Origin of the sequence: Duganella sp. 3397 (assembly GCF_031456625.1) — a bacterium.
GTDB lineage: Bacteria > Pseudomonadota > Gammaproteobacteria > Burkholderiales > Burkholderiaceae_D > Rugamonas > Rugamonas phyllosphaerae.
In genome coordinates this window covers 300,506-315,907 of the sequence record NZ_JAVDVB010000001.1, presented here as the reverse complement: position 1 = coordinate 315,907, position 15,402 = coordinate 300,506, and the positions used below count along the sequence as shown (strand labels likewise).

General features: G+C 62.1%; 15 protein-coding genes. 8 read left to right on the top strand and 7 right to left on the bottom strand.

From position 1 onward, the window contains the following. Window positions 1-100 precede the first annotated feature (100 nt). Together J2X54_RS01345 and J2X54_RS01340 are read left to right on the top strand one after the other, a co-directional pair. Complete coding sequence (locus J2X54_RS01345; protein ID WP_008443393.1) at window positions 101-556, top strand: Lrp/AsnC ligand binding domain-containing protein; 456 nt, start codon at window positions 101-103, stop codon at window positions 554-556. Window positions 557-638: 82 nt separating this feature from the next. Then, window positions 639-2,204, top strand: coding sequence for a methyl-accepting chemotaxis protein (locus J2X54_RS01340; protein WP_310176914.1), 1,566 nt, complete (start codon window positions 639-641; stop codon window positions 2,202-2,204). A gap of 295 nt (window positions 2,205-2,499) precedes the next feature. On the opposite strand, the gene J2X54_RS01335 is transcribed toward J2X54_RS01340, so the two are convergent. Beyond that, window positions 2,500-3,462 (bottom strand): LysR family transcriptional regulator, encoded by a 963-nt coding sequence (locus J2X54_RS01335; RefSeq protein WP_019924063.1) that lies wholly within the window; start codon window positions 3,460-3,462, stop codon window positions 2,500-2,502. A gap of 160 nt (window positions 3,463-3,622) precedes the next feature. Between J2X54_RS01335 and J2X54_RS01330 the strand changes: the two genes are divergently transcribed. After that, a complete protein-coding gene (locus J2X54_RS01330) occupies window positions 3,623-3,808 on the top strand; it encodes a hypothetical protein (RefSeq protein ID WP_070249655.1) in 186 nt (61 codons plus the stop codon). On the opposite strand, the gene J2X54_RS01325 is transcribed toward J2X54_RS01330, so the two are convergent. The 4 genes from J2X54_RS01325 to J2X54_RS01310 are packed head-to-tail and all read right to left on the bottom strand — an operon-like array spanning window position 3,805 to window position 6,225. Further along, entirely contained in the window at window positions 3,805-4,059 is a 255-nt protein-coding gene (locus tag J2X54_RS01325) for a YfhL family 4Fe-4S dicluster ferredoxin (protein ID WP_310176909.1), read from the bottom strand. The genes J2X54_RS01330 and J2X54_RS01325 overlap by 4 nt on opposite strands. Before the next feature lie 15 nt (window positions 4,060-4,074). Continuing rightward, a complete protein-coding gene (coaD, locus tag J2X54_RS01320; protein ID WP_070249653.1) occupies window positions 4,075-4,566 on the bottom strand; it encodes a pantetheine-phosphate adenylyltransferase in 492 nt (163 codons plus the stop codon). A gap of 60 nt (window positions 4,567-4,626) precedes the next feature. After that, complete coding sequence (rsmD, locus tag J2X54_RS01315; protein WP_310176903.1) at window positions 4,627-5,286, bottom strand: 16S rRNA (guanine(966)-N(2))-methyltransferase RsmD; 660 nt, start codon at window positions 5,284-5,286, stop codon at window positions 4,627-4,629. Between the two features lie 51 nt (window positions 5,287-5,337). After that, window positions 5,338-6,225, bottom strand: a complete 888-nt coding sequence (locus J2X54_RS01310; RefSeq protein WP_404990871.1) for a DUF6279 family lipoprotein — start codon at window positions 6,223-6,225, stop codon at window positions 5,338-5,340. 26 nt (window positions 6,226-6,251) lie between these two features. Here J2X54_RS01310 and glmU point away from each other — a divergent pair, with 26 nt between their 5' ends. Further along, window positions 6,252-7,628 (top strand): bifunctional UDP-N-acetylglucosamine diphosphorylase/glucosamine-1-phosphate N-acetyltransferase GlmU, encoded by a 1,377-nt coding sequence (glmU, locus tag J2X54_RS01305; protein ID WP_310176901.1) that lies wholly within the window; start codon window positions 6,252-6,254, stop codon window positions 7,626-7,628. Between the two features lie 528 nt (window positions 7,629-8,156). Beyond that, on the top strand, window positions 8,157-10,364 hold the full coding sequence (locus tag J2X54_RS01300) for a TonB-dependent siderophore receptor (RefSeq protein WP_310176899.1): 2,208 nt from the start codon (window positions 8,157-8,159) through the stop codon (window positions 10,362-10,364). 138 nt (window positions 10,365-10,502) lie between these two features. Here J2X54_RS01300 and J2X54_RS01295 read toward each other — a convergent pair whose 3' ends face one another. Further along, entirely contained in the window at window positions 10,503-10,955 is a 453-nt protein-coding gene (locus J2X54_RS01295; protein ID WP_310176896.1) for an Lrp/AsnC family transcriptional regulator, read from the bottom strand. A 141-nt stretch (window positions 10,956-11,096) separates the two neighbouring features. Here J2X54_RS01295 and glmS point away from each other — a divergent pair, with 141 nt between their 5' ends. Then, window positions 11,097-12,926: a glutamine--fructose-6-phosphate transaminase (isomerizing) gene (gene glmS, locus J2X54_RS01290; protein ID WP_019924073.1), complete on the top strand. Its 1,830-nt coding sequence runs from the start codon at window positions 11,097-11,099 to the stop codon at window positions 12,924-12,926. A gap of 74 nt (window positions 12,927-13,000) precedes the next feature. Here the strand turns inward: glmS and J2X54_RS01285 are convergent, their stop codons facing one another. After that, a complete protein-coding gene (locus J2X54_RS01285; RefSeq protein WP_310176893.1) occupies window positions 13,001-14,311 on the bottom strand; it encodes a serine aminopeptidase domain-containing protein in 1,311 nt (436 codons plus the stop codon). 299 nt (window positions 14,312-14,610) lie between these two features. Here J2X54_RS01285 and J2X54_RS01280 point away from each other — a divergent pair, with 299 nt between their 5' ends. Together J2X54_RS01280 and J2X54_RS01275 are read left to right on the top strand one after the other, a co-directional pair. Continuing rightward, entirely contained in the window at window positions 14,611-14,817 is a 207-nt protein-coding gene (locus J2X54_RS01280; RefSeq protein ID WP_141749589.1) for a hypothetical protein, read from the top strand. Next, window positions 14,808-15,275, top strand: a complete 468-nt coding sequence (locus J2X54_RS01275; RefSeq protein ID WP_310176890.1) for a PIN domain-containing protein — start codon at window positions 14,808-14,810, stop codon at window positions 15,273-15,275. The genes J2X54_RS01280 and J2X54_RS01275 overlap by 10 nt, the downstream gene beginning before the upstream one ends. The last annotated feature ends 127 nt before the right edge of the window (window positions 15,276-15,402 follow it).

Below are 15,402 nucleotides of genomic sequence, written 5' to 3'. Positions count from 1 at the left end.
GTATTCTTTCGGATTAATTCTGGTATTACAGGGGACTAGCAATAGATTGTTTTTAGTGCGACAATTTAACCAAATAATATTTATTTGGGAGTCCCCTGAAATGTTAGACAAGATCAGCAAGAAAATCTTGATGGAGTTGCAGAGCGATGGCCGCATCAGCAATGTGGAGCTGGCTGCCCGGGTGAACCTGTCGCCGGCCGCTTGCCTCGAGCGCGTGCGCAAGTTGCACGAGTCGGGCTACATCATGGGCTACACCGCGCAACTCAATCCGCAGTTGCTCGACGTATCCCTGCTCGTCTTCATCGAAGTGGTGCTCGACCGCACCACGCCCGAAGTGTTCGACGCCTTCAAGCACAGCGTGCAGGTGATTCCCGAAGTGCTCGAGTGCCACATGGTTGCCGGCGGCTTCGACTACCTGGTCAAAGCCCGCGTCAAGGACATGGCAGCGTACCGCGAGTTCCTCGGAAAAACCCTGCTGCAAAAAGGCGTGCGCGAAACCCACACCTATGCGGTCATGGAAGAAGTCAAGAATACCACCAAGTTACCCATAAAATAGTACTACCAATAAATAAATCCGGACGCCGCCAGCGTTCAGCGTTGGCAGCGCACCCGGTGGCCAGAACCGAGCGGGGGACGACATGAGTCATTTGCAACACAAGTTGGTGCAGCGTGGATTGTGGTTACTGGGTGCGACCGTGGGCGGTACCGCCCTGGCGTACGTGTTCAACATGGTTGCCGGCGACAGTGCCGCGCTGGTCTATACGGCCGCCCCGGCCGCATTGGCCGGCGCCGCGATTGCCTGGTTGGCCGCGCGCCAGCACAGCGATGACGGCGGCGTGCGCCAGTTCGCCCACACCGTGGGCGAGGAAATCGACGCCATCATGATTGGCGCGGCGGAAACCTCGTACTTCGTCGATTCGGTGAAAAAGAAGATCGAGCTCGACGTCGGCACCGCCGGCGGCATCGCCCACAGCTCGGCGCAAAACGCCGCCACCACCGAGCGCATTGCCGCCAATGCCGAACGGGCCGCAAAAATCGCCACCCAGGTGCGCGGCGAAACCGTCACCGGCCGCGCCGAGGCCGACACCGGCCTGCAACGGATCCGCACCGCGCGCCACGACGCGCAGGCGGCGTCGGCCGTGATGATCGAGCTGCAAACCAATTCCCGCAAAATCTACGGTTTTACCGAAGCGATCAGTGAAATCTCCGCCCGCACCAACCTGCTGGCGCTGAACGCCGCCATCGAGGCTGCGCGCGCCGGCGAACAGGGGCGCGGCTTTGCCGTGGTCGCCAGCGAGGTGCGCCAGCTGGCGCTGCGCACCAAGGAAGCCACCGACGAGATCAGCACCATGGTGCGCGAGATCAACCAGCAAGCCGAGCGCGCCGCCACCGGCATGAACGCGCTTGCCACCAAGGTCAGCGAGGCCGCCGGCAACGTGGAAACCGTGCATGGGCTGCTGGGTAATATCGAGCGTTCATCCGGCGTGTCGGAGGCGGAAATCGGCGAAATCGCCCGGGCGTCGCGCGAGCACGTTACCATTGCCGACGATATCGCCGCTGCCATTGCCAGTATCCGCGACAGTTTGCTATCGACCGAGAAGGAGTTGCCGCGCGCGGCCAGCTCGGCCATGGCCCTGGCCGAACGGGCCGAGCTGATCAACGGCGCACTGGGCGAATCATCGATCGAAACCTCGCACGACGCCATCCGCACCGCCGCGCAAACCGCCGCGCACGAAGTGGGAAAGATTTTCGAGGCGGCCATCAAGGCGGGCAAGATCACCAGGGAGGCGCTGTTCGACCGCACCTACACGGCCATTCCGAACACCGATCCACCGAAGCACAAGACCCGCTTCGACGATTTTACCGACCGCGTGTTGCCGGGGTTGCAGGAAGGCTTGCTGGCTGCCATGCCGCAGCTGGCCTATGCTGGCGCGGTGGACAACAATGGTTATTTTCCGACCCATAACAAGAAATTCTCGCAGCCGCTGACGGGGAACTACGACGTCGACATCATCAACAATCGCACCAAGCGCATCTTCAGCGACCGCACCGGCAAGCGCTGCGGCGCGAACACCAGGCCGTTCCTGTTACAGACGTACAAGCGCGATACGGGGGAAGTGATGCATGACTTGTCGGCGCCGATTTATGTGGACGGCAAGCATTGGGGTGGGTTCAGGATCGGGTACCGGTCGAGTACTGCCTGAGCTGGCGCTAGGCGTATTGTCCATGGATCCCCGCGTTCGCGGGGAAGACGACTTTTCGGTCGCAGGCGGATGCTACGTCATCCTCGCGCACGCGGGGATCCATGGAACGTCTGCTTCGTGGAATGGCGACCTCAAGCCGCATCTTTCTTGGCCGCAGTCGCCGCCCTGGCCGCGCCCTGGTTCATCCCCTCCAGGTGCAACCTCAGCCACTTCGACTTTTCGGTCGCAGGCGGATGCTACGTCATCCTCGCGCACGCGGGGATCCATGGAACGTCTGCTTCGTGGAATGGCGTCCTCAAGCCGCATCCTTCTTGGCCGCAGTCGCCGCCCTGGCCGCGCCCTGGTTCATCCCCTCCAGGTGCAACCTCAGCCACTTGTGCGCCGGGCTGCGGGCATCGCGTTCGTGCCACAGCATGTCGAGGTGGACCGCCGGCAGCTGGAACGGCAATTCTTTCCAGATCAGCGCATCGGTCATGCCGGTGGACGCGATCAGGTGGCGCGGCAATACCGTAATCAGGTCCGAGTTGGCCACCACGCGGCCGGCCGTGAAGAACTGGTTGACGGTGAGCAAAATGCGGCGCTCGCGCTGCAACTGCGCCAGCGCTTCATCGACCAGGCCGTGGGCGCGACCCGAAAAACTCACCAGCAAATGGTTGGCCTTGCAGTAGTTGTCGAGGTTGAGCTCGACCTTGGCCAGCGGATGCTCGCGCCGCATCACGCACACGTACTGGCCCGAGTACAGGCGCTCGTGGCGGATCGGCGAGCCGGTTTCGTACGACAGTTGCGCCGCCACGCCCGGGAAAAAACCCACCGCCAGGTCGATATCGCCACGCAGCAGCATCGGCCGTGGTTCGCGCGTGGTCAGCGGCATCATGCGCACGTTGACACCGGGCGCTTCACGTTCGATCGAGCGCATCAGGGACGGCAGCCACATCGCGGCGGTGGCATCGGCCATGGCCAGCCGGAACGTGGCGTGGGCGGCCGAGACGTCGAAGGTTTCGGGCGCCACGGCCGCTTCCAGGCTGGCCAGGGCGCTACGCACGGACGGCCACAACGCTTCGGCGCGCGGCGTGGGTTTTACGCCGTAGGCGGTGCGAATCAGCAGTTCGTCGCCGAGGCTCTCGCGCAGGCGCTTGATGGCGTTCGATACCGCAGGTTGGGTCATGGCCAGGTGGCCGGCCGCGCGTGTCAGATTTTGTTCTGTCATCACGGCGTCGAAGACGCGTAACAAATTCAAGTCCAGCGTCAGAAAGCTCATGTTGGCTCGGGGTCGGGAGGTGGAACGACAAAGGGGAACGGCGTGCAGCCATCATACGCCAATCCATTCACCAATCGCATAATTGTTATCGGAGAACTAAATTGGCGCCATATGTTGCGCTGCACTATATTGGCATTGATTCTAAATGTCCCGCCCCATCATGTCCACTCTGATCGACCTCATTCACGGTTTCTCGCTGGTTGCCACGCTCTTGCTGGCGCTGGGGATCGGTGTGACTGCGGCGCTGGCGCTGCTGTTCAAGCCGCTGCTGGTGGGATGCGCGCGCGCTGCTGCGCTGGCGGTCAGACTGTACTTCGCGCCCAAGCGGGCCGGGCTTGAACTTTAAGCCTTTGCCGCCTGCAAACCCTCAAATTTTGCCCGCAACTGCTCTTCCGTCTCGCGCCACTCGGGGTTGAACGGGATGCAGCTGACCGGGCATACCTGCTGGCACTGTGGCTCGTTGAAGTGCCCCACGCATTCGGTGCACTTGTCGGGATTGATTTCGTAAATTTCCGGACCCATGTAGATTGCGTCGTTCGGGCACTCGGGCTCGCACACGTCGCAATTGATACAGTCGTCGGTAATCATTAAGGCCATGACAGGTCTTCTTTCTTAATCGATCTTGGTGGCGGCGATTTTCTTCTGCAGCCAGCGGTCAACCGAGGGGAACACGAACTTGGAGACGTCGCCACCGAGCACCGCGATCTCGCGCACGATGGTTCCGGAGATAAACTGGTACTGGTCGGACGGCGTCAGGAACAGGGTTTCGACGTCGGGCAGCAGGTAGCGGTTCATGCCCGCCATCTGGAACTCGTATTCGAAGTCGGACACGGCGCGCAGGCCGCGCACGATCACGCGAGCATCGTGCGTGCGCACAAAATCTTTCAACAAGCCGGAAAAACTCTCGACCTTGACGTTCGGGTAATGCCCGAGCACTTCGTTGGCAATGGCCAGGCGTTCGTCCAGTGAAAAGAACGGTTTCTTGTTCTTGCTGTCGGCCACGCCAACGACCAGCGTGTCGAACAGGCCCGAAGCGCGGCGCACCAGGTCTTCGTGACCACGGGTCAGCGGATCGAACGTTCCCGGATAAACAGCTACTACCATTGTGTCTCCCTGCACTGCACCATTATAGAACGTGCATTATGCCCGAAAAGCGCGAGTGCCTTAAATTTTAGCAGTCACTGTCGCCTGCAGCAGGTGGTAAAACACCATCCCCGCCTTGTCGGCGCGGATCACTTCCCAGCCGGCCATCCAGTCCGGGATGTCGCCGTCGGGCCAGGCCAGCGCCGCGCCCGATTCTGCGTACACCAGGCCGCCTTCCTTGAGCAGGCGCACGCACAGCGGCAAATTACGCTCGAGGAATTCCTGCTGGTAGGGCGGGTCGAGGAAGATCAAATCGTATTTCTGGCCGCGCGCGGCGGCCGATTGCGCCACCACCAGCGCATCGCCGCGCAGGATCTGGACGTTATCTGCCTTCAGTTTGGCCTTGATGTCTTCAAGCTGGCGCACCACTGGCGTGGCCATGTCCACCATGGTGACCGACTGCGCGCCACGGCTGGCCGCTTCAAAACCAAGCGCGCCGCTGCCGGCGTACAGGTCGAGTACCTGGGCATCGGCCCAGTTGGCGTCGCGCTGGTGGTTGATCCAGTTGAAGACCGTCTCGCGTACACGATCGGGCGTGGGCCGCAGGCCCTGGGCGGCGAGTACCGGCAGCGGTGTGCGTTTCCACTGGCCGCCGATGATGCGCACCTGGTTGCTGTGCTGGGGACCGTGGACCGGGACTTTGGCCGGCTTGGCGGCAGATTTGACGGGCTTTTTTGGCATGTGGCGCTGTTCTAAGTCATTGATTCAACAGGCCACATCATAACATGGCGCTTATTTGGCCAGGCTCTGGAAGTCGCCGATCCAGCCCTGCATGCGCTGCTGCGCGTGGGCTTTTTGCTGCGGCGTGGCAATGCGGATCGCAGTGAGGATCAGCTCGGCCGTGCCTTTTTCGGAGGCGTCAAAGAACGCCTTGTGCTCGGAATTGTCGAGGCGGTTGAAGCTGTCCTTGACCAGGGTATCGATCAGGGCCATGGTGGCTTCCTTGCTCAGCTTGTCCTTTTGCACCTTGCGCACCAGTGTCAGGATGGCGTTCTGGCGGCGCTGGCGTTCGTTGAGCCAGATCGTGTTGTCGAGCGGGCGGGCATCCGATGCCTTGCGCAGCTGCACTTCCTGCTCGGTGCTAAAGCGGCCGAACCACAGCTCGAACTGTTCCATCGATTTCTTGTAGCGGAATTTTTGCTGGTCTTCGCGGTCGCCCTTCATGTTCTTCTTGCGGAAGTCGTCGAGGTTGGAGGCGAATTTCTTTTCCAGTTTGTCGATCTGTTCCGGTTGCAGCGAGCGCGCCAGGTCGGCCAGCTCGGGCTTGGCTTGCAGCAGCAGGCGCTGGGTGCGTTTCTTGATTTCATCAAAATCACCGAGCAGGTCGGCCGAGGTGGGATTGCCCGCCAGCTGGCGCTGGCCCGTTTGCAGGATCTGGATGTAATCCTCGAGCTGGGTCTTGCGGTGCCACTGGAACAGTTTGTCGATATCTTTCTTGACCCAGTCCTTCTGGTCGGAATTGAGATCGACATAGCCGTCGAGCCACCAGTACAGCAAGGTATCGCCGTTGTTGTAAGCCAGGCGCAGCGAGCTGCACGCGGCCAGCAGGCCGATGACAGTGATCAGGAAAAGGCGGCGCAGCGTCTGGCTGGCGCTGGAGGGCATGTTAGACTTTTGCATTAACTTACTCTCTCTAAGTGATACTTATGAATGTCGTGATTTTGGCTGCCGGTATGGGCAAGCGCATGCAGTCGGCCTTGCCGAAAGTGTTGCATCCACTGGCTGGAAAGCCGCTGCTCGCCCATGTGCTCGACACGGCGCGCAGCCTGGCTACCGCAGGTGCTTCGTCCAGAGTATGCGTGATTTATGGACATGGCGGCGCAGCCGTGCTGGAGCTGCTGGCAAAGCAGCCGCACCCAGTCTCCACCGCGCAGCAGGAACAGCAGCTGGGCACCGGCCACGCCGTCATGCAAGCGCTGCCCGAGCTCGACGACAATACCCCTACCGTGATCCTGTACGGCGACGTGCCGTTGACCACCACCGCCTCGCTGCAGGCGCTGATCGATGCGGCCGGCAACGACAAGCTGGGCATTCTGACCGTGGTGCAGGACGACCCGACCGGCCTCGGCCGCATCGTCCGTGACCATGGCCAGATTGTGCGCATCGTCGAGCAAAAAGATGCCAACGAGGCCGAACTCGCGATCAAGGAGATTAACAGCGGCATCCTGGTGGTGCCCACGGTGCACCTGAAAAAGTGGCTGGGACAACTGAAGAATGACAACGCCCAGGGCGAGTACTACCTGACCGACATCGTCGCCATGGCCGTGGCCGATGGCGTGCCGGTGGTGTCGGCGCAGCCGGCGGCGCAGTGGGAAGTGGCGGGCGTCAACAGCAAGGTGCAACTGGCCGAACTGGAACGCATCCACCAGCGCAATATCGCCAACCGACTGCTCGAGCAGGGCGTCACCGTGATGGACCCGCAGCGCATTGACGTGCGTGGCGAACTGGTTTGCGGACGCGATGTGACCATCGACGTCGGCTGCGTGTTCGAAGGCAAGGTGGAAATCGCCGACGGCGTCCACATCGGCGCCCACAACGTGATCGTCAACAGTCGCATCCTGGCCGGCGCCAGGATCAAGCCGTTCTGCCATATCGAGGAAGCGGTGGTAGGCGAAGTGTCGATCATCGGCCCGTACGCACGCCTGCGCCCCGGTACCGTGCTCGCTGAAGACGTCCACGTCGGCAACTTTGTTGAAATCAAGAACGGCCAGGTGGCTGCGCACAGCAAGGCCAACCACCTGGCCTATATCGGCGACGCCACCATCGGCTCGCGCGTCAACATCGGGGCCGGCGTCATCACCTGCAACTACGACGGCGCCAACAAGTTCCGCACCGTGATCGAAGACGACGCCTTTGTCGGCAGCGACAGCCAGCTGGTGGCGCCGGTCACCGTGGGCCAGGGCGCCACCATCGGCGCCGGCACCACGCTGACCAAGGACGCGCCGGCCGGCAAGCTGACCGTCTCGCGCGCGCGCCAGGTGACCATCGAAAACTGGACCCGTCCGGTAAAAATCAAGAAGTGATCGCTACGCGCGCCGGGTCCCGGGCGCGCCTCCCCTCTATTGTGGATAACCCTGTGAACAGCTGGTGCGCAAGCAGTGCATAGCTGGTGGATATCTGCGTACGATCGAAAAACCACAGAGATCGAGCCGATTACCTTTTGAGGTTTTGAGTGACTTCCGGTATTTGTGGATAACCCTGTGCGCAAACTGCGGAACAACCATTGAATAAGCATGGGATAACCATGAATAACGCGCTTTCCTGATTGTATACCGTGTAGCGGCCTGTGGGCAACTTTGTGGAGAAGTCCGGTACAGCACGTGCACAAGCGGTGGAAAACTGCCAGATTGTTGTTTTCACTATAGTGCTATGATGATAGAATGAGAATCATTCGCATCGAAGTATTGTTCCATTTCGCCGGCGTCCTTGCCGGCTGCGCAGCAAGCCCCTTCCCTCCGCGCGAAGCCGCCAGCTAGTCCTTTGAAAACCATTGCCCAGGCTCACATCCGAGCCAGGCCCGGGCACGCTTGTGCCCCACCGCAAGGAAGCTTATGTACCTATCGTTACGCCCTACCGCCATCCACGTGGCGGTAATCATGGCCACGGCTGCTGTCGCGCAAGCAGCGTCGGCCCAGTCCGGCCCAGCCGACCAGCCCGCGCAACTGGGCCAGGTGACGGTCAAGAGCGACACGCTCGGCAGTGTCACCGATGGCTCCGATGCGTACACGACCGGCGCCATGCGCACGGCCACCCGCATGGACATGTCGATCCGCGACACGCCGCAGTCGGTCAGCGTGGTCACGCGCGCCATGATCGACGACCTGGGCGCGGTGCGCCTCGACGAAGTGCTGACCCAGACCCCGGGCATCACGGTCGGCCAGATGGACAGCGAACGTACCAGCTTTTATGCACGCGGCTTTTCCATCACCAACATCCAGGTCGACGGCATGGCCATGGGCGGCAATGCGCCGCTGCAGGACACCATCCTCTACGACCGCATCGAGGTGGTGCGCGGCGCCAGCGGCCTGATGGGTGGCACCGGCGACCCGTCGGCCACCATCAACCTGGTGCGCAAGCGTCCGGGCCGCACCTTGAAAGCCAGCGCCAGGGCGGTGCTGGGCCGCTGGGACGACCGCCGGGCCGAAATCGACGTGAGCGCACCATTGAACGCCGACGGCAGCGTGCGCGGCCGTACCGCCATGGCCTACCAGGACCGCGACTCGTATTACGATATGTACCACGAGCGCAAAACTGTCGGCATGGCCATCGTCGAAGCGGACCTGGGCCCCGCCACCCTGCTGACCGCCGGCGTCACCTTCCAGCACAACAATCCCACCGGCGCCACGTGGGGCGCGGTGCCCTACTGGAACGCCGATGGCAGCCTGGCCAACCTGCCGCGCAATTTTTCGCTGTCCACGCCGTGGAGCACCTGGCGCAACCGCGAGCAAAGCGCGTTCACGTCGCTCGAGCACCGCTTCGGCAACGGCTGGAAGGTACACCTCGGCTATACCCGCACCGACAGCCGCAACCACACCACCGTCGCCTACGGCGGCGCCGGCTATCCCGATCCCGCCACCGGCACCGGCATGCGCCTGTGGACCGGGGTGTGGGGTGAAGGCAAGAATATCGACGACAACCTCGACCTGTACGCCACCGGTCCGTTCAGCCTGCTGGGCCGGCGCCACGTGCTGATCGCCGGCTGGAATGGCTCACGCTCGGTGAGCCACAGCCAGGGGGGCGCGCCGACCATCGCGTACCCGCCGCAGATTCCCGACTACCGCAGCTGGACCGGCAATATCCCCATGCCCACCTTTACGCCCGATGGCTCGCACACCGAAACCGAGGTACGCCAGGGCGGCGCCTACCTGGCGGGACGCTTCAGCCTGGCCGATCCGTTCACCGTGGTACTCGGCGGTCGCCTGAGCAACTATCGCACCGAGGAAGGGGCATGGGACACTTCAGGCCGGCTGATCGGCTACGACAACCTGCGCAAGACCAAGAAAGAATTCACGCCCTACGTGGGCGCGGTGCTGGACCTGAGCGACGCACTGTCGGCCTATGCCAGCTACACCTCGCTGTTCAGCCCGCAGTCGGCCCGGGACCGCAATAACCAGTTGCTCGATCCCGAGACCGGCACCAATGCCGAGCTTGGCATCAAAGGTGAATTTTTCGACCAGCGGCTCAATGCCTCGGCTGCCGTGTTCCGCACGCTCAAGAAGAACCTGGCGGTGCTCGATACGACCGTTCCCGCCGGCTTCAAGCTCCCCAACGGCAACAGCGCCTACACTGCCAATGGCGACGGCATCACCGCCCGCGGCATCGAATTCGAGGTGGCGGGCCAGGTGAGCAAGTCGTGGAACGTCAGCGCCGGCTACACCTTGCTGCGTGTCAAAGATGTCGATGGCGCGCGCGCCGAGCCCAACCAGCCGCGCCACCTGCTGCGCCTGTCCACTGCCTATCGCCTCGACGATGTGTTACCGGGCTTGAAAGTGGGCGGTGGCGTGACTGCGCAAAGCGCCACCTACGGCGTGACCTGGTACGGCCAGCCGGTCACCGGCGACCGCAACGCGCGCATCAGCCAGGGCGGCTACGCGCTGGTGAATGCCATGGCGTCTTACGAGATCAACCGCCAGCTGGGCGTGCAACTGAACATCTCGAATCTTGCCGACCGCAAGTACTACCGCAACGTGGGCTTTTACGACAGCGTGTTCTGGGGCGAACCGCGCAATGTGCGGCTTGCGCTGTCCGCAAGGTTTTAATCAGCCTGTGGATATCCCTGTGGGCAAGCCTGTCAACAAGCTGGTGAGAACCACGGGGATAACCGCATGGATAAGCCGGTGCAAAACCGCTGGAAAAGCCGGGGAAAACCTCTGTATAAGCGGTGCAAAAACTGTGGATTACACCGCCACCCGGGTCTCGAACTTGCTGCGAAACGTCGAGAAATACGCCTTCACGTTGCGCACATTGGCGTGCGCAGCAAACAGGCGGTGCGCCAGCGCGTGGTAGGCCGGCATGTCGGTCACCTGCACGATCAGCACGAAATCGGGCCCCGGTGCCACCCGGTAGCATTGCAGCACCGCCGGCTCGGTCGCCACCAGGGTTTCGAACTCGGCCATGCGCTCGGCCGCCTGCACGTCTAGCGAGATTTCCACGATCACCGTCAGGCTGGGGCCGATCTTGGCCGGATCGACCAGCGCCACCCGGCGCGTGATGACACCGGTGTCGGTCAGGTGCTTGACCCGCCGCAAACAGGTGGGCGGCGACACGTGCACCGCTTGCGCCAGCTCGCTATTGGTCTGTGCAGCATCAAGTTGCAGGGCAGTGAGAATGCGACGATCGATGTCATCCATAAAATTAACGGCGATAAAATGAAATAATATTTCATGGTATCACGGTCGTGAAATAATATTTCGTTTGAGCTCATAATGAGAAAGCATATTTCATCCAGTCTCCTCTAGGATGATTCCCTCACCTAATTGAAGAGGTTCCCCATGTGCGGCATCGTCGGCGCGGTAGCGCAACGTAACATCACCCCGATCCTGATCGAAGGATTGAAGCGCCTCGAATACCGTGGCTACGATTCCTGCGGCGTGGCGCTGCACGTCGATGGCCAGTTGCAGCGCTCGCGCAGCACGTCGCGCGTGGCCGACCTGGAACAGCAGATCGAGCACACCCACCTGCACGGCTTCACCGGCATCGCCCACACGCGCTGGGCCACCCACGGTGCACCGGCCACGCATAATGCCCACCCGCACTTTTCGCCATCGGCCGACGTCGCGCGCATTGCGCTGGTCCACAACGGCATCATCGAAAACCACGACGAGCTGCGCGCCGAACTGACCGCGCTCGGCTACGTGTTCCAGAGCCAGACCGATACCGAAGTGATCGCCCACCTGGTCGATCACCTTTATAACGGCGACCTGTTCGAAACCGTGCAACAAGCCGTCAAGCGCCTGACCGGCGCCTACGCCATTGCCGTGTTCGCTCGCGAAGAACCGCACCGCGTGGTGGCCGCGCGCCAGGGCTCGCCGCTGATCGTGGGCCTGGGCCAGGGCGAGAATTTTGTCGCGTCCGACGCCATGGCGCTGGCTGGCACCACCGACCAGATCATCTACCTCGAAGAGGGCGATGTGGTCGACCTGCAACTGGGCCGCACCTGGATCGTCGACGTCAACGGCAAGCCGGTCCAGCGCGACGTCAAGACCGTGCACGCCCACACCGGCGCGGCCGACCTGGGACCGTATCGCCACTACATGCAGAAGGAAATCTTCGAGCAGCCGCGCGTGATCGGCGACACCCTGGAAGGCGTGATGGCCGTAATGCCCGAGCTGTTCGGCGACGGCGCCCACGCCGTCTTCAAGCAGATCGACCGCGTGCTGATCCTGGCCTGCGGCACCAGCTACTACTCGGGTCTGACCGCCAAGTACTGGATCGAATCGGTCGCCAAAATCCCGGTCAACGTCGAAATCGCCAGCGAATACCGCTACCGCGACAGCGTGCCGCACCCGAACACGCTGGTGGTGACCATCTCGCAAAGCGGCGAAACTGCCGACACCCTGGCCGCGCTCAAGCACGCGCGCAGCCTGGGCATGGAACACACGCTCACCATTTGCAACGTGGCCACCAGCGCCATGGTGCGCGAATGCAAACTGGCCTACATCACGCGCGCCGGCGTGGAAGTGGGCGTGGCGTCCACCAAGGCCTTTACCACCCAGCTGGCCGGCCTGTTCCTGCTTACGCTCACATTGGCGCAAGTCAATGGCCGCCTCTCCGACGAACAGGAAGCGCAGCACTTGAAAGCCATGCGCCACCTGCCGGTAGCAATCGCCTCGGTGCTGGCGCTGGAACCCTTGATCATGGCCTGGGCCGAAGACTTCGCCCGCAAGGAAAACGCCCTGTTCCTGGGCCGTGGCATGCACTACCCGATCGCGCTCGAAGGGGCGTTGAAACTGAAAGAGATTTCGTACATCCACGCCGAAGCGTATCCGGCCGGTGAATTGAAACACGGCCCGCTGGCGCTGGTGACCGAGGAAATGCCGGTGGTCACCGTGGCGCCAAACGATGCCCTGATCGAAAAACTCAAATCGAATATGCAGGAAGTGCGCGCCCGTGGCGGCCAGCTGTACGTGTTCGCCGACGTCGATTCACGCATCACGCCGGGCGAAGGCGTCCACGTGATCCGCTTGCCCGAGCACTACGGTTTGCTGTCGCCGATTCTGCACGTGGTGTCGCTGCAGCTGCTGGCGTATCACACGGCGCTGGCAAGAGGGACGGATGTGGACAAGCCGAGGAATCTGGCGAAGTCGGTGACGGTGGAGTAAGCGGGCGGGGTACTCGGGCGGTTATTCGTGCAGTAGCACGATCCGAGCCTGATGCCCGGCAAGCGCTACCCCACTCACCGGCGCTCGGCCTTGCCATAGCGCCCCTCGACACCACCACGCGCCCAATCGGCCATGAGATCGTAGAACCCGGCGGCGATGCGCGTGTGCTTGCGCGACAGGTCCGCCGCCTGGACGTAATTCCACATGCCATGTTCGGTATCGGGGAAGATATAGATGGAGATGTCTTTGCCCTGTTTGCGCAATGCGGACAGGCGCTCGAGGGTCAGCGCAATCGGCGCCTGCCGGTCTTCGCCGGCAAACGCCCACAGTTGCGGAACATCGATCCCGGCCAGGATCCGCACCGGTGCGAGCGACCAGTCCACGCCCAGTTTGTCGAGGTGCGGTATCCCCCGGTTGCGCAGATCGTCGACTGACATCCCCAGCACCACGCCCGTGTAGCCGCCCTTGATGCGCGCAAACCAGGGCTCCTTGCCGAACCGGGCTTGCGCTGCCGCAAGTTCATCGAGGCCATCCTTGTAGCCCGATTTCACCAGCCTGGCAGTCGTGTCGCTCAGCATGCGTCCCTTGGCGACCACGTCCTCACCCAAGCCGCGCTCGCGCAGCTCGAGGCTGACCTGGGCGGCATCCTGCTCGGCGATATCGACCGCCAGGCCATAGCCGATGCCGATGAACTCTGCCTTGGCGCGTACCGCCGCCAGCGGCGCCACCCAACCTCCCTGGCTCAGGCCGAACAGGCCGAAGCGGCCGTAGCCGCCGTACTGGTCTCGCGCCAGCCGCTTGGCTTCCTGCGCTGCCGCCACCAGGTCGTTGCCCAATTGCGGTAAATTCTGCGTGTACGCGCCCTTGGACAATCCGGTGCCGCGCTTGTCATAGACGAAAACAGCAATGCCCCGGCCCACCATCTGATACGGGTCGCGCGCCCGGTCTATCCAGCCGCCCTCTTCGGAACCGTGTGCAATCACGACCAGGGGTGTGTGCGCGTCCGCACCCGGCGGCGCCATCAAACGTCCAGCCAGCATCACGCCATCCGATACGAACACCGTATTGGTTTCGGCGACGGCAACCTTGGCCCAGTTCTCCTGCCCCCGAACCCGCACCGCGCCCGCGCCGCATGCGACCACAGCACTGGCATCGTTGGCATTGCCGACGGTGCCGTCGCTGAAGCTGTAGTCGTATCCTTTGTTGCTCCTGGTGATGGCGATGAAGCTGGCGCCGTCCTTCCGGAAAATGCCCGTCTCGCACGCAGCGGCAACCGGGGCCATGGACGCGGCGCCTTCCGGTCCGGACGGGGCGGCGCGGGCCATGGCGGTGCAGCCGATGGTCAGCGCGGCGACGGCAAGTGCGCACGGAAAAGACAGTCTCATAACATTCCATTCTGATCGACGGGAGCGCCAGGCACGACGCGGACTTGCCGAGTGTACATGAGCAGACTGGGCTCGAGCTACGGCGCCCTTCGCGGGTGGGGCCGCGTTGGCGGCATCCTGGTCGCATTCCATGACCCGATGACGACAGTTCGTCGCCTGGTCGAGACCTCGGTGGTGCAGATGGTTACACTGTCTGAACTTTCACAGTTCGCAGCGTCTGACGTCTGTCGATGTCGCGACAGTCTGAAGCGAATAAGCTAAACTGGTCGTATTGACCGCATCGAGTAAGGAGGTGTGCAATGAGCACGTTAATGAAAGAAGTGGGCGCTGACGACTGTGAACCCATCGCACCGGCGCCGACGCTGAATTCTCCTGACCCCTTGGTTGCAGCCCGCGAAAGGCGTTTTCTTGCCTTGCGGGCTGCTGAAGGGCTGTGGAAAGACCGTACCGATATACCGAAAGATGGTGTTGAGGCCCAGGAACAACTGAGGTCTGAATGGCATTGATCCTCTTCGATACCAATATCTTTATCGACATGCTCGGTGGCTGCAAACAGGCAACCATTGAGCTTTCCAGTTACGATTTTCCCGCTATTAGCGCCATCACCTACATGGAGCTGCGCGCTGGTCAGAAGTTGCGTCCGCACGAGGCGCCGATTCTTGACGTGGTGCTGGCAGAATTCCAGGTCATCCAGATCGACCAGATGGTGATGGAGCACGCCATCGAGATTCGCGGTAGCAGTCTGGTCACAGGCCCGAAAGTCAACTTGCCCGACGCGATCATAGGAGCCACCGCCGCCGCCTACAAAATTCCCATCGTCACGCGTAACCCAAAGGACTTCCGGTGGGAGGGCATTGACGTTCACATCCCGTACGACTATGACTCCACGAACGGAATAGTGACGAACATTCGACCGAATTTCACCGCCTTCAAATCGAAGCCGACGCTTACACGCCTGAAATAACTCTCGCCGGTGAGTCTGCGCGCATACCGCATGCGTCCCCACACAGTAAGCGGTCGCCGCACCGAGGTCCAGTCGCATGCGCCAACCCGTGCATACGCTGCGGTCGGTGGGTGAAAACTGAAGCCGC

Excerpts from the sequence above, each read along its gene's own strand:
- J2X54_RS01345 (WP_008443393.1), top strand. The coding sequence starts at position 101 with ATGTTAGACAAGATCAGCAAGAAAATCTTGATGGAGTTGCAGAGCGAT.
- J2X54_RS01340 (WP_310176914.1), top strand. The coding sequence starts at position 639 with ATGAGTCATTTGCAACACAAGTTGGTGCAGCGTGGATTGTGGTTACTG.
- J2X54_RS01335 (WP_019924063.1), bottom strand. The coding sequence starts at position 3,462 with ATGAGCTTTCTGACGCTGGACTTGAATTTGTTACGCGTCTTCGACGCC.
- J2X54_RS01330 (WP_070249655.1), top strand. The coding sequence starts at position 3,623 with ATGTCCACTCTGATCGACCTCATTCACGGTTTCTCGCTGGTTGCCACG.
- J2X54_RS01325 (WP_310176909.1), bottom strand. The coding sequence starts at position 4,059 with ATGGCCTTAATGATTACCGACGACTGTATCAATTGCGACGTGTGCGAG.
- coaD (WP_070249653.1), bottom strand. The coding sequence starts at position 4,566 with ATGGTAGTAGCTGTTTATCCGGGAACGTTCGATCCGCTGACCCGTGGT.
- rsmD (WP_310176903.1), bottom strand. The coding sequence starts at position 5,286 with ATGCCAAAAAAGCCCGTCAAATCTGCCGCCAAGCCGGCCAAAGTCCCG.
- J2X54_RS01310 (WP_404990871.1), bottom strand. The coding sequence starts at position 6,225 with ATGCAAAAGTCTAACATGCCCTCCAGCGCCAGCCAGACGCTGCGCCGC.
- glmU (WP_310176901.1), top strand. The coding sequence starts at position 6,252 with ATGAATGTCGTGATTTTGGCTGCCGGTATGGGCAAGCGCATGCAGTCG.
- J2X54_RS01300 (WP_310176899.1), top strand. The coding sequence starts at position 8,157 with ATGTACCTATCGTTACGCCCTACCGCCATCCACGTGGCGGTAATCATG.
- J2X54_RS01295 (WP_310176896.1), bottom strand. The coding sequence starts at position 10,955 with ATGGATGACATCGATCGTCGCATTCTCACTGCCCTGCAACTTGATGCT.
- glmS (WP_019924073.1), top strand. The coding sequence starts at position 11,097 with ATGTGCGGCATCGTCGGCGCGGTAGCGCAACGTAACATCACCCCGATC.
- J2X54_RS01285 (WP_310176893.1), bottom strand. The coding sequence starts at position 14,311 with ATGAGACTGTCTTTTCCGTGCGCACTTGCCGTCGCCGCGCTGACCATC.
- J2X54_RS01280 (WP_141749589.1), top strand. The coding sequence starts at position 14,611 with ATGAGCACGTTAATGAAAGAAGTGGGCGCTGACGACTGTGAACCCATC.
- J2X54_RS01275 (WP_310176890.1), top strand. The coding sequence starts at position 14,808 with ATGGCATTGATCCTCTTCGATACCAATATCTTTATCGACATGCTCGGT.